The 13,397-nt window shown below is 70.3% G+C and carries 11 protein-coding genes and 3 tRNA genes; 5 read left to right on the top strand and 9 right to left on the bottom strand.

Features of this window, described 5'->3' with window-relative positions:
• Positions 1 to 3: 3 nt before the first annotated feature.
• From ACYQ8L_RS07700 to ACYQ8L_RS07670, 7 genes are all read right to left on the bottom strand, one after another.
• Entirely contained in the window at positions 4 to 276 is a 273-nt protein-coding gene (locus ACYQ8L_RS07700) for an HU family DNA-binding protein (RefSeq protein WP_459941203.1), read from the bottom strand.
• An 85-nt stretch (positions 277 to 361) separates the two neighbouring features.
• Entirely contained in the window at positions 362 to 2,818 is a 2,457-nt protein-coding gene (gene lon, locus ACYQ8L_RS07695; RefSeq protein WP_459941202.1) for an endopeptidase La, read from the bottom strand.
• 16 nt (positions 2,819 to 2,834) lie between these two features.
• On the bottom strand, positions 2,835 to 4,094 hold the full coding sequence (gene clpX, locus ACYQ8L_RS07690) for an ATP-dependent Clp protease ATP-binding subunit ClpX (protein ID WP_459941201.1): 1,260 nt from the start codon (positions 4,092 to 4,094) through the stop codon (positions 2,835 to 2,837).
• Positions 4,095 to 4,127: 33 nt separating this feature from the next.
• Entirely contained in the window at positions 4,128 to 4,721 is a 594-nt protein-coding gene (gene clpP / locus ACYQ8L_RS07685; RefSeq protein WP_459941200.1) for an ATP-dependent Clp endopeptidase proteolytic subunit ClpP, read from the bottom strand.
• Positions 4,714 to 6,039 (bottom strand): trigger factor, encoded by a 1,326-nt coding sequence (gene tig / locus ACYQ8L_RS07680; RefSeq protein ID WP_459941199.1) that lies wholly within the window; start codon positions 6,037 to 6,039, stop codon positions 4,714 to 4,716. Before tig ends, clpP begins: the two co-directional genes overlap by 8 nt.
• Before the next feature lie 106 nt (positions 6,040 to 6,145).
• Positions 6,146 to 6,229 (bottom strand) — tRNA-Leu (locus ACYQ8L_RS07675).
• Between the two features lie 150 nt (positions 6,230 to 6,379).
• Positions 6,380 to 6,455 (bottom strand) — tRNA-Lys (locus ACYQ8L_RS07670).
• Positions 6,456 to 6,686: 231 nt separating this feature from the next.
• Between ACYQ8L_RS07670 and ACYQ8L_RS07665 the strand changes: the two genes are divergently transcribed.
• Both ACYQ8L_RS07665 and ACYQ8L_RS07660 read left to right on the top strand, forming a co-directional pair.
• Positions 6,687 to 7,064: a PilZ domain-containing protein gene (locus ACYQ8L_RS07665; protein WP_459941198.1), complete on the top strand. Its 378-nt coding sequence runs from the start codon at positions 6,687 to 6,689 to the stop codon at positions 7,062 to 7,064.
• A 4-nt stretch (positions 7,065 to 7,068) separates the two neighbouring features.
• Entirely contained in the window at positions 7,069 to 8,229 is a 1,161-nt protein-coding gene (locus ACYQ8L_RS07660) for an SIS domain-containing protein (protein ID WP_459941197.1), read from the top strand.
• 391 nt (positions 8,230 to 8,620) lie between these two features.
• Here the strand turns inward: ACYQ8L_RS07660 and ACYQ8L_RS07655 are convergent, their stop codons facing one another.
• Complete coding sequence (locus ACYQ8L_RS07655) at positions 8,621 to 10,309, bottom strand: acyl-CoA dehydrogenase family protein (protein WP_459941196.1); 1,689 nt, start codon at positions 10,307 to 10,309, stop codon at positions 8,621 to 8,623.
• Between the two features lie 159 nt (positions 10,310 to 10,468).
• Here ACYQ8L_RS07655 and ACYQ8L_RS07650 point away from each other — a divergent pair, with 159 nt between their 5' ends.
• Complete coding sequence (locus ACYQ8L_RS07650) at positions 10,469 to 11,365, top strand: protoglobin domain-containing protein (RefSeq protein ID WP_459941234.1); 897 nt, start codon at positions 10,469 to 10,471, stop codon at positions 11,363 to 11,365.
• A 70-nt stretch (positions 11,366 to 11,435) separates the two neighbouring features.
• Here the strand turns inward: ACYQ8L_RS07650 and ACYQ8L_RS07645 are convergent.
• Positions 11,436 to 11,533 (bottom strand) — tRNA-Sec (locus ACYQ8L_RS07645).
• Positions 11,534 to 11,770: 237 nt separating this feature from the next.
• Here ACYQ8L_RS07645 and ACYQ8L_RS07640 point away from each other — a divergent pair.
• Both ACYQ8L_RS07640 and ACYQ8L_RS07635 read left to right on the top strand, forming a co-directional pair.
• The gene (locus ACYQ8L_RS07640) at positions 11,771 to 12,403 is read left to right on the top strand and encodes a methyltransferase family protein (RefSeq protein WP_459941195.1); all 633 of its coding nucleotides are present in this window, start codon (positions 11,771 to 11,773) and stop codon (positions 12,401 to 12,403) included.
• Positions 12,400 to 13,254: a DMT family transporter gene (locus ACYQ8L_RS07635; protein WP_459941194.1), complete on the top strand. Its 855-nt coding sequence runs from the start codon at positions 12,400 to 12,402 to the stop codon at positions 13,252 to 13,254. The genes ACYQ8L_RS07640 and ACYQ8L_RS07635 overlap by 4 nt, the downstream gene beginning before the upstream one ends.
• The last annotated feature ends 143 nt before the right edge of the window (positions 13,255 to 13,397 follow it).

Raw genomic sequence — 13,397 nt, 5'->3', positions numbered from 1 at the left:
GAGCTAGGCGACGGTGTCCTTGAGCGCCTTACCCGGCTTGAACTTGGGGCTCTTCCCGCCGGCGATCTGGATGGTCTCGCCGGTGCGGGGGTTCCGGCCGGTGCGGGCCTTGCGCTCCGACACGCTGAACGTCCCGAACCCGACCAGGGTCACCTTGTCGCCCTTTTTCAGGGCCTCGGTGACGGTCGCCGTGAACGCATCAAGGAACCGCTTTGCCGCCGCCTTGGACGTGTTGGCCTTCTCCGCCATGGCCTCGATCAGTTCCGCCTTGGTCACGGCCTTCCTCCTTGGTCAGGGGTTCCGGGAACAGGCGCGGGTTATAACAGGCCGCGCCCTCGGGTGTCAAGCGTGTTTTGTCGTGCTACTGGAGCGCCCGGGGGCCTTCGTCCCCCACGGCCGGCCGGGGTGCCGGCGGCAGCCCCAGGATCTCCTCCACCGTGCGCACATGGCCGGCCGGACCGGAGAGGATGGCCTGGGGTTCCGCCGTCTCCAGGGCCCGCTCGAGCACCTGGTCCATGTGGTCCACGTACTCGAGCTGGAGGTCGTTCAGCACGTTGCGGGGCAGATCCAGGTCGGCCACGTCCTTTTCGTTGTCGCGGGGCAGGAGCACCGTGGCGAGGTGGCCCCGGTGGGCCGCCAGGAGCTTCTCCTTGATCCCGCCCACGGCGAGCACCTTGCCCCTCAGCGTGATCTCGCCGGTCATCGCCACGTCCCGGCGCACCGGGATGCCGGTGAGGGCCGAGGTGAGCGCCGTGGCCATGGTGATGCCGGCCGAGGGGCCGTCCTTGGGGATCGCCCCCTCGGGCACGTGGATGTGGATGTCGAGCTTCTGGTAGAAGTCCCGCTCCACCCCCAGCTTCAGAGCCCGGCTGCGCACGTAGGTCACCGCGGCCCGGGCCGACTCCATCATCACGTCCCCGAGCTTCCCGGTGATCGTGAGGTTCCCCTTGCCGGGCACGAGGGCCACCTCGATCCCCAGGAGTTCGCCGCCGGTCTCGGTCCAGGCGAGCCCCGTGGCGAACCCGACCTCGCTCTTTTCCTCCTTGACCCCGTACTTGTACTTGGGGGCGCCCAGGTACCGGTGCACCACCGAGGGCGTGATCCGGTGGGTCTTCGAGGTCTGGCCCTCGGTCACCACGGCCTTGGCCACCCGGCGGCAGATCTTCGCGATCATGCGCTCCAGGTTCCGGACCCCGGCCTCCCGGGTGTAGCGCCGGATGATCTCCAGGAGCGCCGCGTCCGTGAACCGGATCCGGTCGGAGGAGAGCCCGTTGGCCTCGATCTGTTTGGGCACCAGGTGGCGCTTGGCGATCTCGAGCTTCTCGAGCTCGGTGTACCCGGCGATCCGGATCACCTCCATGCGGTCGCGCAGGGGTTCCGGGATGTTGGGCAGGTAGTTGGCCGTGGTGATGAAGAGAACCCGGCTCAGGTCGTAGTCGAGATCGAGGTAGTGGTCGTTGAAGGTGTCGTTCTGCTCGGGGTCGAGCACCTCCAGGAGCGCCGAGGCCGGATCCCCCCGGAAGTCCATGCTCATCTTGTCGACCTCGTCGAGCAGGAACACCGGGTTGGAGCTGCCGGCCTTCCGGAGGCTCTGGAGGATCTTGCCCGGCATCGAGCCGATGTAGGTGCGGCGGTGGCCCCGGATCTGGGCCTCGTCGCGCACCCCGCCGAGGCTCAGCCGCACGAACTTCCGGCCCACGGCCCGGGCGATCGACCGGGCGAGGCTGGTCTTCCCGACCCCCGGCGGGCCCACGAAGCACAGGATCGGGGATTTGGTCGTGCCCACGAGCTTCAGGACCGCCAGGTACTCGAGGATCCGGTCCTTGACCTCCTTGAGCCCGTAGTGGTCCTCGTCGAGGATCTTCTGGGCCTCGGGGATCTCGACCTTGTCCTGGGTCACCTCGTTCCAGGGCAGCTCGAGGATCCAGTCGATGTAGGTGCGCACCACCGTGGCCTCGGCCGAAAGGGGCGACATCATCCGGAGCCGCTGGAGCTCCTTGCGCGCCTTCTCCTTGGCCTCGTCGGGCATGTCCTTTTCTTCGATCTTCTTGGCGAGTTCCCGGATCTCGGCCTGGGCGTCCTCCCCCTCGCCGAGCTCCTTCTGGATCGCCTTCATCTGCTCGTTGAGGTAGTACTCCTTCTGGGTGCGCTCCATCTGCTTTTTGACCCGGCGCTTGATGCGCTGCTCGAGCTCGAGCACCTCGGTCTCGGCGCGCATCATCTCGTAGAGGCGCTCGAGGCGCCGGATCGGGTCGATGATCTCCAGCAGTTCCTGCTTGTCCGCGGTCTTGAGGGTCAGGTGGGAGGCGATCGTGTCCGCGAGCCGGCCCGGCTCCTCGATCGTCTCGGCCGAGCCCACGAGCTCGGAGGGCAGCTTGCGGTTGAGCTTCACGTACTCGCCGAACCCCTCGACCACGGTGCGCATCAGCGCCCGGCCCTCGCTGGAGGCGAGTTCGGGCTCCGGGATCTCCTCGACCTGGGCGAGGAAATAGCGGTCCGAGGCCAAAAATCCCCGGATCCGGGCCCGGCGCTTCCCTTCCACCAGCACCTTGACCGTGCCGTCGGGGAGCTTCAGCAGCTGGATGATGGCCCCGATCGTGCCCACCTCGTGGATGTCGTTGGGCGAGGGGTCGTTGATCTTGGCCTCTTTCTGGGCCGCGAGCAGGATGTCCCGGTCGCCGGCCATGGCCTCCTCGAGGGCGGCGATGGACTTTTCCCGGCCGACGAACAGCGGGATGACCATATGGGGAAACACGACCACATCCCTGAGCGGAATGAGCGGCAGGGAGCGGCCACGGGCAAACCAGCGGGTTGTCATGGGCGTTTGTCGATCCTCAGGCCGTGCCGACCCGGCCGGCCTCGTCCTCTTCGTAGCAGAAGATGGGGCGTTCCTTGCGGGTGATGGCGTCCTCGTTCACGATGACCTCGCGCACGTTCTTGAGGCTCGGCACCTCGTACATCACGTCGAGCATCACCGATTCGAGAATCGCCCGGAGTCCCCGGGCCCCGGTGTTGCGGCGCATGGCCTCGGCCGCGATGGCCCTAAGGGCCCCGTCGGTGAAGGTGAGCTCCACCCCTTCGAGCTCCAGGAGCTTCTGGTACTGCTTCACCAGGGCGTTCTTCGGCTCGGTGAGGATCCGCACGAGGGCGTCCTCGTCGAGCTCGTGGAGCGCCGCGTGGATCGGGATCCGGCCCACGAACTCGGGGATCAGGCCGAACTTCACCAGGTCCTGGGGCTCCACCAGGTCCAGGAGGCCGGCCTTGCGTTTCTCTTCCCGGCTCGCCACCTGCGCCCCGAACCCGATGGACTTTTTGCCGATCCGCTGCTCCACGATGTCCTCGAGCCCCACGAACGCCCCGCCGCAGATGAACAGGATGTTGCGGGTGTCCACCTTGATGTAGTCCTGCTGGGGGTGCTTGCGGCCGCCCTTGGGCGGCACGCTCGCCACCGTGCCCTCGAGGATCTTCAGCAGCGCCTGCTGCACCCCCTCGCCGCTCACGTCCCGGGTGATGCTGGGCCCCTCGGACTTCTTGGCGATCTTGTCGATCTCGTCGATGTAGACGATGCCCTTGGAGGCCTTGTCCACGTCGTAGTCGGCGTTTTGCAGCAGGTTCAGGATGATGTTCTCCACGTCCTCGCCCACGTAGCCGGCCTCGGTCAGGCTCGTGGCGTCGGCCATGGCAAAGGGCACCCGGAGCATCCGGGCGAGGCTCTGGGCCAGCAGGGTCTTGCCGCACCCCGTGGGCCCCATGAGGAGGATGTTGGACTTTTCGAGCTCCACGTCGTCCCGGCTTCGGGGCGGCGTGTGGATCCGCTTGTAGTGGTTGTACACCGCCACCGACAGGATTTTTTTGGCCGACTCCTGGCCGATCACGTACTCGTCCAGGAACGCCTTGATCTCGGCCGGGGAGGGGAGCCCCTCGGCGAGCCCCTCGGGCACCGAGGTCTCCTCGGCGATGATGTCGTTACACAGGGTGATGCATTCGTCGCAGATGTACGCCGACGGGCCCGCGATGAGCTTGCGGACCTCGTCCTGCCCCTTGCCGCAGAAGGAGCAGTACAGCCCCGAGCCTTTACCTTTCCTGGGATTCACGTCGTGCCTTCTCCCGGGCGAGACGGGTCGCCCTTACGTGTCGGGTCGCCGTTCGATGACCTTGTCGATGATACCATACTCAAGGGCCTGGCGACCGTCCATGAAGAAATCCCGATCGGTGTCCCGGGCCACGGTCTCGATGTCCTTGCCGGTGTGGTGCGAGAGGATCCGGTTGAGCTCCTCGCGCAGCCGCAGGATCTCCCGGGCGTGGATCTCGATGTCCGTGGCCTGGCCCTGGAACCCCCCCATCGGCTGGTGGATCATGATGCGCGAATGGGGCAGGGCCCAGCGCTTGCCCGGCGCCCCGGCCGCCAGCAGGAGCGCCCCCATGCTGGCGGCCTGGCCGAGGCACAGGGTACACACGTCGGGACGAACGTACTGCATGGTGTCGTAGATGGCAAGGCCGGCCGTCACGAGCCCCCCGGGGCTGTTGATGTAGAGGTAGATGTCGGCCTTGGGGTCCTCGGATTCGAGAAAGAGGAGCTGTGCGATCACCAGGTTCGCCACGTTGTCGTCCACGGGCGAGCCCAGGAACACGATGCGGTCCTTGAGGAGCCGGGAGTAGATGTCGTAGGCCCGCTCCCCCCGGCCCGAGCGCTCCACCACGAACGGGATCAGGTTACTCATCGCCGGCCTCCCCCTGGCCCTCCAGTTCCTCGGGATCCACCTCTTCCACGGTGCACCCCTCGACCACCCTCTCGATCACCCGCTGCTCCAGCAGGTAATTGCGAAGCCCCTCGAGGCGACCGCCCTGCTCGAAGAAGCTCTTCACGAGCGACACCGGCCGGCCGTCGGCTTGGGCGATCTCCTCGATCCGGGCGTCCACGTCGGCGTCGGTGATCTCGATGCCCTCGGCCCGGGCGATGGCCCCCACGAGATACGCCCACCGCACCGTGCGCTCGGCCGCCGCCCGCTGGTTTTCGCGGAACTGCCCCTCGTCGATCCCGATCTGGGCGAGGTCGAGCCCGCGCCGGGCCAGGTCCTCCTTGATCCGGGCCATCGAGAACTCCAGCTGCTCCTGGACCTGGCTCGGGGGCACCTCGAAGGGGTTCGCGTCCAGGAGCGCGTCGATCAAGCGGTCTCGGAACCGGTTCTCGGCCGCCTTCTCCTTCTCGGCCCGGATCTGGTCCCGGATCGTGTCGCGCAGTTCCTCGAGCCCCTCCACCTCGGCCACGTCTTTCGCGAACTCGTCGTCGAGCTCGGGCACCGTGCGGACCTTGACCTCCTTGACCGTCACCTGGAACTGGGCGGTCTTCCCCGCAATCGCCTCGTTGGGGTAATCGTCGGGAAAGGTGATCTCCACGGTGCGCTCTTCGCCGGCCTTGGCCCCCTTGAGCTGCTCCTCGAACCCCTCCACCAGGGTTCCCGTCCCGAGGATCACGGAGCGGTCCTCCCCGCTCCCGCCCTCCAGGGGCTCGCCGTCCACGGTGCCCGTGAAGTCCATCACGACCATGTCGCCCTCGGCCGCCTCGTGGCCCTCGGGCGCCGGCTCGAAGGTGGCACGGGACTGGCGCAGACGCTCCAGTTGCTCGTCCACCTCGGCCTCGTCCACCTCGACCCGCTCCTTCTTGAGGGTAAGCCCCGTGTACGTCCGGGCCTCCACCTCGGGGCGGACCTCGATCACCGCGGTGTAGGCCAGGGCGCCCTCCTCCGGCATGGACTGGATCTGGATGTCGGCGTCGGACACCGGGACGAGGTTCTCCGAAAGCACCGCCTCCCGGTACGACTCCTCGATCAGGCGGCCGAGCACGTCGGCCCGGACCCGGTCGCCGTAATGGCGGCGGATCAGGCTGAGGGGCGCCTTGCCCTTGCGGAACCCGGGCAGGGTGACCGACCGGCGCAGGTCCCGCAGGGCGGCCTCTTCCTCCTGGGCCACCCGCTCGGCCGGGATCTCCACCGAAAGCTTCTTTTTCACGGGGCTGATGGATTCGACCTCGGTTTTCATCGTGCTCTCCTTCGGCGGCACACGCGGACCGGGTTCCCTCCGGGGCCTCCGGCCTCGCTTCGACAACTTCCGGGAATCAGGGGGCGACGAAACGGGAAGAAGGAAATGGTGCGAGAGGGGGGACTCGAACCCCCACGGCCGAGCCGCTGGATCCTAAGTCCAGTGCGTCTACCAGTTCCGCCACTCTCGCTTGGATTCGCGCTGAAGGTCCCGTGCACGCGGAGTGTGGGCCTTTTGGTCGACGGCCGCAAGGGTGCCACGCGGTGCCCGCACCCGCGAATGGCGGGAGGGACATGGAAAACGGCGCCGCCCAGGGGGGCGGCGCCCGTTGGTTGTCGGGTGGTGAGCCGTCAGGGACTCGAACCCCGAACCCGCTGATTAAGAGTCAGCTGCTCTACCAGTTGAGCTAACGGCCCACGGCTTGGAAGCGCGAACGGTACCGAACCCCCGGGGGGGTTGTCAAGGCCTCCACCCCCAAGAAAATGCACCCGGGCCGAGCCCACCGCCGTCGGGCCGGTTGCCCGCCTGGCGCCCCGGGCGTAAAGTGCCGGGCATTCCCGTCCGATCGGAAGGCGTACCGAAGGGACGCGGGGCGGGAGCGGAGCCCGGCGACCGAGGACCCGAAATCCGTACCGAGGAGGGATCCGATGCAGCGGCGGCGGCGAACCAGGGTGGCGGCCGGCAAGGAGGCCACGGTGGAGTGGGGGGCCCAGAGCCTCCACGGGGCGCTCCGGGACCTGAGCCTCAAGGGGGCCTACGTGGCGGCGGCGCCCGGCCCGCGGCCCGAGGCGGGGCAGGGCGTGACCTGCCGGATCCACCTGGAGCCCGGGGCGGCGGAGCTCGACCTCGTGTTGGCCGCGCGGGCGGTACGGGTGGAGGAGGGGGGGGTGGCCCTGGATTTCGTGGAGGTGCCTGCCGAGTCGTTCCCCCACCTCCTGCGGCTCGTCCAGTACAACGCGCCCGACCCCGACGAGATCGAGGCCGAGATCCTGGAGCCCGCGTTCCGGCGGGGCGAGGAGAACTGACGCCGTGTCGCCCGGGGAAGGCCCACGGGACGCCATGGGGCTCGAGCTCGCCGAGCAGCCCGGGGTGTGGGGGGCGCTCCTCGGCCGGTTCGGGGAGGCCCGGGCCGCCGTGGCCGGGGCGCTGGGGGGCGAGCGGCCCGAACGGGTGGTGGTGGCCGGGTGCGGCGACTGCCACGCCGCGGCCGAGTGGGCCGAGTGGCTCTGGGAGCCCCACCTGGGGGTGCCGGTGCGGGGCCTGGCGGCCATGGAGGTGAGCCGGGCCCGGCCGCACCTCCTGGGGCCGGGGACGCTACTGGTGGCCCTCAGCGTGTCGGGCAAAACCCCCCGGGTGCTCGAGGCCGTGGCCTGCGCCAGGGCCCGGGGGGCCCGGACCCTCGCCCTCACCGACCATCCCGGCTCCCCCCTGGCCCGGGAGGCCGACGGGGTGCTGTGCCTGGGCACCGCCCCGGCCGAGGCCCTGGACCGCACCGACTACCGCGACCCGGGGGCCGCGGCCTACTCCGGGTACCACCGGGCCGTTCCCCAGACCAAGACCTTCGGGGCCATGCAGCTCGGGCTCGCCGCCGTGGGCGAGGCCCTGGCGGGAAGGCCCCTGGGCGCCTGGGGGGCGCTGCCGGGGGCGGCCGGGCCGGCGGGCCGGGCAGCGGCCGCCGCCGGGGCGCGGGCCGCGGAGCGGGCCCGGCCGGGGTGCCGGATCGGCCTGGCCGGCACCGGCCCCGGGTGGCCGGCGGCCCGGTTCGGGGCCTACAAGCTCCTGGAACTCGTGATCCCCGCGGCGGCCTACGAGACCGAGGAGTTCTGCCACACCGGGTACCTGGTGACCGGGCCGGGGGACCTGGTGCTCTTCCTCGTCCACGACGAACCCGCCTTCGAGCGGGTGGGGGAGATCGAGGCCGTGGTGGCCGGGGAGATCGGGGCCACGGTCCAGGCCCTTTGCACCTGGACCCCCGAGGGGCCTCCCCCGGGCTGGGCGGTTCCCCTGCCGGCGGTGCCGCCCGGGGTCGCGGGGATCCTGCTGCCGTTTGCCGCGGCCCACTGGGTCCGGGCCCTCGCCCGGGCCTGGGGCGTCAACACCGACCGGTTCCGGGCCGGGGTGGACGAGGACCGCTACGTGGCGGGCTCCACCCGGATGATCCGCCGGTCGCGCATCCGCGTGCTGGCGTAGACCACCACGGAGGACACGGAGAACACGGAGGAAGGGCCGGGTTCGCTTTGCCGTCCAGCCTCCCAAGTAACTTCGGCTAGGCGGCTGGGCTGCTCGGCAGCTAGGCGGCTCAGAACATTCGGGATTCCGGCGTCATCGCGTCGGCCAACCCGTGGGAGCGGCTGCCGTATCAGGGGCCAGAATTCAGAAGCCGGAGGTCAGAGAACCCCCTGTCCTCTGTCCACTGACTCCTGACACGGTCGCCGGTCTTCGGTCCCTTGGTCCTGGCCGAGGTGGTCCTCCCTGTGGCCGGAACCGAGAAGTTATGTCCCTGCGAACAGGCCGCGCCTCGCGGCCTGGGGAGCTTCCAGCCTTCTAGCCTTCTAGCCTCCCAGCCTCCCAGCTTCCCCGCCTAAACCACCTCCCCCCGCCGGTCGATGAGCGTCCGGTCGCCCGTGAGCACCACGCCGGTGTCGAGCTCGATCTGGGGCAGGGCCTCGGCCACGAAGAGCTCGGCCAGCGCCTCGCGCCCCGGGTCGGCCAGGGCGTCGCGCAGGAGCAGGTACCCCGTGAGAACCAGGGTCTCCGTGTGGCACAGCCGCCGGGCCATGAGGTCCTGGTAGTCGGCCTCCCGCCGTTCGGCCACGTAGGCCACGGCCCGCCGGTGCTTCGCCCGGGCCTCGGCGAGGGCCCCGGCCAGGTCCCCGAGGCGGCCCCCGTACCCGAGCCCCGCGAGCTCGTCCACCAGGGGGTCGAGCACCCGGTTCATCACCCCGCCCAGGGCCGCCACGTACTGGAGTTGCGTGGTCCCCTCGTAGATGTTCGTGACCCGGGCGTCCCGGCAGTGGCGCTCCACCTCGTAGTCCTTCATGTACCCGCTCCCGCCGTGGACCTGGAGGCTGTCGTAGGCCACCTGGTTCGCCACCTCGGTGGAGTAGGCCTTGGTGAGGGGCGTCAGGACCGAGGCGATCCGGTCCCAGCGCTTGGCTGCGGCCGCGTCGCCGGCGCGCTCGGCCCCGTCCCGGAGGTCCACGTACCGGGTGGTCTCGTACAGGAGGGCCCGGGCCGCGTTCACCCGCACCCGGGAGCGCACGAGCATCTCATAGACCGCCGGGAACTCCTCGATGGCCCGGCCGAACTGGCGGCGGTTCGCCGCGTACTCCCGGGCCGAGCGGTAGGCGGCCTCGGCGATGCCCACGGCCTGGGCGCTCACCCCCACCCGGGCCCCGTTCATCAGCGACATGACGTACCGGGTGAGGCCCCGCCTCCGGGCGCCCACGAGCTCGGCCGGGGCGTCGTCGAACTCGATCTCGCAGGTGGGCGAGCCGTGGAGCCCCATCTTCTCCTCGATCCGCCGCACCCGCACCCGGGGCCCGGCCTCGCACACGAACAGCGAAAGCCCCCGGCCGTCGCGGGTCCCCTCCTCGGACCGGGCCAGCACCAGCAGGATCCGGGCGCACCCGTTGGTGATGAACTGCTTCGTGCCGGTCAACCTCCACTGCCCGGTCTCCGGGTCCTGCCGGGCCCGGGTCCGCACGGCCTGGAGGTCGCTTCCGGCGTCGGCCTCGGTCAGGGCCATCGCGCCGTCGGCCTCGCCCGAGGCGAGCCGGGGCAGGTAGCGCTCCCGCTGCTCCTCGGAGCCGAACCGGTGGATCGTCTCCCCGATCTCCTGGAGCCCCACCAGGTTGTGGAGGCTCGCGTCGGCCCGGGCCACCATCTCCATCATCAGGTTGTAGACCGTGTTGGGGAAGTTGAGCCCGCCGTACCGGCGCGGCAGGGTGACCCCCATGAGCCCGGCCTGGCGCAGGTCCTCGAGGCTCTGCCGGGTGCCCTCGGCCAGGCACACCTCCCCGTCCGCGAACCGAACCCCCTCTCGGTCCACCTGCCGGGCCCGGGGGTGGATCTTGCGGGCGCACAGCTCCCCCACCATGGCGAGCACGGCCTCGTAGAGCCCGAGGGCCTCGTCATAGCTCCCCGGCGCCTCGGGGTACTCGGCCCGCTCGGTGAAGTCCCGTTCCCTGAGGCGCACCGCTTGCTCGAGGTCGGCCTGCCTGAGCCGGAACGAGAGATCCGGGGTGTCGAGGAAGAAGTTCTCGGCCATGGGGGTTCCTCCGGACGCGGGGTTTGGGGTCGGGGGCGCTTGTAGCACCGGGCCGGCCCATGGTCAAACGAAGCCCGGTGCTTTGCGCGGCGGGCGAGGCTCGGGTATCTATGGGCGAGCAACCCCGGAGCTCCCCAGGAGGAACGACGCGTGGAACGCATGACCAGGGTGTTGGAGCACTACGGGTACGGGCCCGAGGACGAGGCCCGGCGGCAGCGGTTGCGGGAGATCTTGGAGCCCGAGGCCGACCGGTTCAGCGAGGCGTTCTTTGCGCACCTGGCCGCCGACCCCTACACGAAGGGGTTCTTCCCGACCCCCGAGGCCGTGGCCCGGCGCAAGGCCACGAGCCGGGCCTGGCTCGTGGCCCTTTTGAGGGACCCCCTGGACGGGGGCTACCTCAAGCGGCTTCGCCGGGCGGGCAAGACCCACGTGGACATCGGGCTTCCGGGCCACTACGTGGCCGCGGCCATGAGCTTCACCCGGGCGTACCTGGAGGAGCGGGTGTGGGAGGCGGCGGCCGACCCGGCCGAGGCCCGGGCCCTCACGGGCACCCTCCACAAGCTGCTCGATCTCAGCCTCGACGCCATGACCGAGGCCTACCGGGAGGAGGAGCTCCGGCGGGTGTTCCTGTCGAAGCGGGTGGAGACCGGGCTGATCCGGTGGGTCGAGCGGGTCACCTACGGGCTCAACCTGCTTCTCGTGGTGGGGCTCGTGGCCATGACCGTGGCGATCACGGCGCTCTTCGTCTCGGACGTGGTGGAGGTGGCCACCGGAAGGATCGACGTCGGGGTGGTCCGGGCCCTGGGGTCGCTCCTCATCCTCTGGATGATGATCGAGCTTCTGCACGCCGAGGTGCGCTACCTGCGGGGTGGGCATTTCACCCTGCGGGTGTTTCTGGAACTCGCCCTCGTGGCCTTCATCCGAAAGCTCTTCGTCGCGGCCCTGGAGAAGACGAACGCGGTGGATTTTGCCCTTCTCCTGGCGGCCCTCGCCGTGCTCGGGGGGCTCTTCATCCTGATCGCCCGGGCGGAGCGCTCGGGCCCCGGGCCGGGATGATCCCGCCCCGGTTTTCGGCCCGGGAAACGAAAACGGGTTGCCGGCCGTCCGGCAACCCGTTGCGTCGTCGTGGCGGAGGTGGATGGGAATCGAACCCACCGGCGACGCTGCTCACGCCGCCCACCGGATTTGAAGTCCGGGAGAGCCACCAGTGCCCTGGCCACCTCCGCGGCGCATTGTAGGGGGGGCGGGGGAATCGGTCAACGGGGAACCGCTCCGGTGGGCCCCTGGGGCTTGTTGGGGACATCCTGCCAGGCGCGGGAGCCGCCGTGCGCGCTCGCGGCCGGCCCGGGCTCGGCGCCCGGATCGCCGGAGGGATTCGCGTCCGCGCGTCCGCACGTCCCAGCGTCCAAACGTCCAAACGTCCGAACGTCCCGGCGTCCGAGCGGCACAGGAGATAGAGCCGTGACGGGATTCGCGATCACGTTCCTGGCGGTGGCGGCTTACGGGGCCGTGCATTCGCTGCTCCTTTCGGAGCCGGCCCGCCGGGCCGTGCGGGCCGCCGTGGGGGAGGCGGCCTACCGGGGCTCGTTCCGGCTCGGCTACAACGCCCTGGCCACCGTTCTCTTGGTGCTCCTGATCGCGGGGATCGCCCGGCTGCCCGACCGGGAGATTCTGCGCCTCGGAGGCCCGGTCGTCTGGCTCCTCTGGGGGGTGCGGCTCGCCGGCCTGGGCTTCATCGGCCAGTGCGTCCGGCGGGTGGGATGGGGGCGGTTCCTGGGGTGGGACCACTTCCGGGCCTGGCGCCGGGGGGAGGAACCCCCAGGCACGGGCATGGAGGCCGGGGACCTCGTGGTCGAAGGCCCCTACCGGTACGTACGCCATCCCATGTACGCCGCGGGCATGGTGGTGGTGTGGGCCGACCCGGTGTGGACCGCGAACCGGCTTGCCTTTGCGCTGGCCGTGTCCGCCTACCTCTGGATCGGGGCGTGGCACGAGGAACGCCGGCTCGTGGAGGCGTTCGGGGAGGCGTACCGCCGGTACCGGCGGGAAACCCCGGCGTTCCTCCCCCGGTGGCCGGGGGGGCGGCGGGGGTGACCTGGGCTGCGCTCTCGCTTGCGAGCGCGATCGCCTGGTCGCTCGCGGATCTCTTCGCCAAGCGGGCGCTCGCGACCCTGCCGCCGGTGCGGGTGGCCTGGGTCCGCACGGCCCTGGCGCTCCCGGTGCTCGCCGCCGTGGCCCTCGGAACCGGGCTGACCCGGCCCGACGGCGTCTTCTGGGCCGCCTTCGCCTGCGCCCTGCCCCTCGAGATCGCCGCGGCGCTCCTCTACCAGCACGCCCTCCGGGCCTCGCCCCTGGGGCTCGCCGCGCCGTATCTGGCGTTCACCCCTGCCTTTCTCGTGTTCACCGGCCGGTGGATCCTGGGGGAGGTGCCCACGGGCCCCGCCTATGTCGGCATCGGGTTCGTCTGCCTGGGGGCCTATCTCCTGCACTTGGAACCCCGCCTCGGCTGGGCCGAGCCGCTGCGGGCCCTGGCCCGGGAGCGGGGGAGCCGGCTCATGCTGGCCGTGGCCGCCCTCTACAGCGTGACCTCGGCCCTGGGGAAGATCGCGGTGGTGCACTCCGACCCGGCCACGTTCGGGCTCCTCTACTACGCGGCGCTCACCCTGTGCCTGACCCCCTGGGCCCTGGGGGCGGGGAAGGGTGGGGCCCCCCGCTGGAGCCCCGACCTCCTGGGCGTGGGGGTGTTTTCGGCCCTCATGATCCTCGCCCACTTCGCGGCGATCCGGATCGCGCCGGCCAGTTACATGATCGCGCTCAAACGAACGAGCGTGCTGTGGTCGATCCTGCTGGGGGGAACCTTGTTGCGGGAAACGGGGTGGAGGCGCAGGTTGGCCGCGGGCGCCGTGATGGTGGCGGGGGTCGGTCTCATCGCGGGGTCGTTTTGAACGGGCGTTTGGCCGCTTGACTTTCCCGGGCCGTTTGATACCCTGCGGCCGTTTCCCGGCCGGATGGGCCGGGACGAGCGAATCCCGAGGTCCGGTGTTTTCCCGGGGAGGAAGGCGATGTTCAACTTTGCGGTGTTCCGGAA

The sequence above is a fragment of the Deferrisoma palaeochoriense genome (assembly GCF_054656955.1).
Note: the sequence above shows the minus strand (reverse complement) of the source record. Positions and strands in the feature narration are given on the sequence as shown.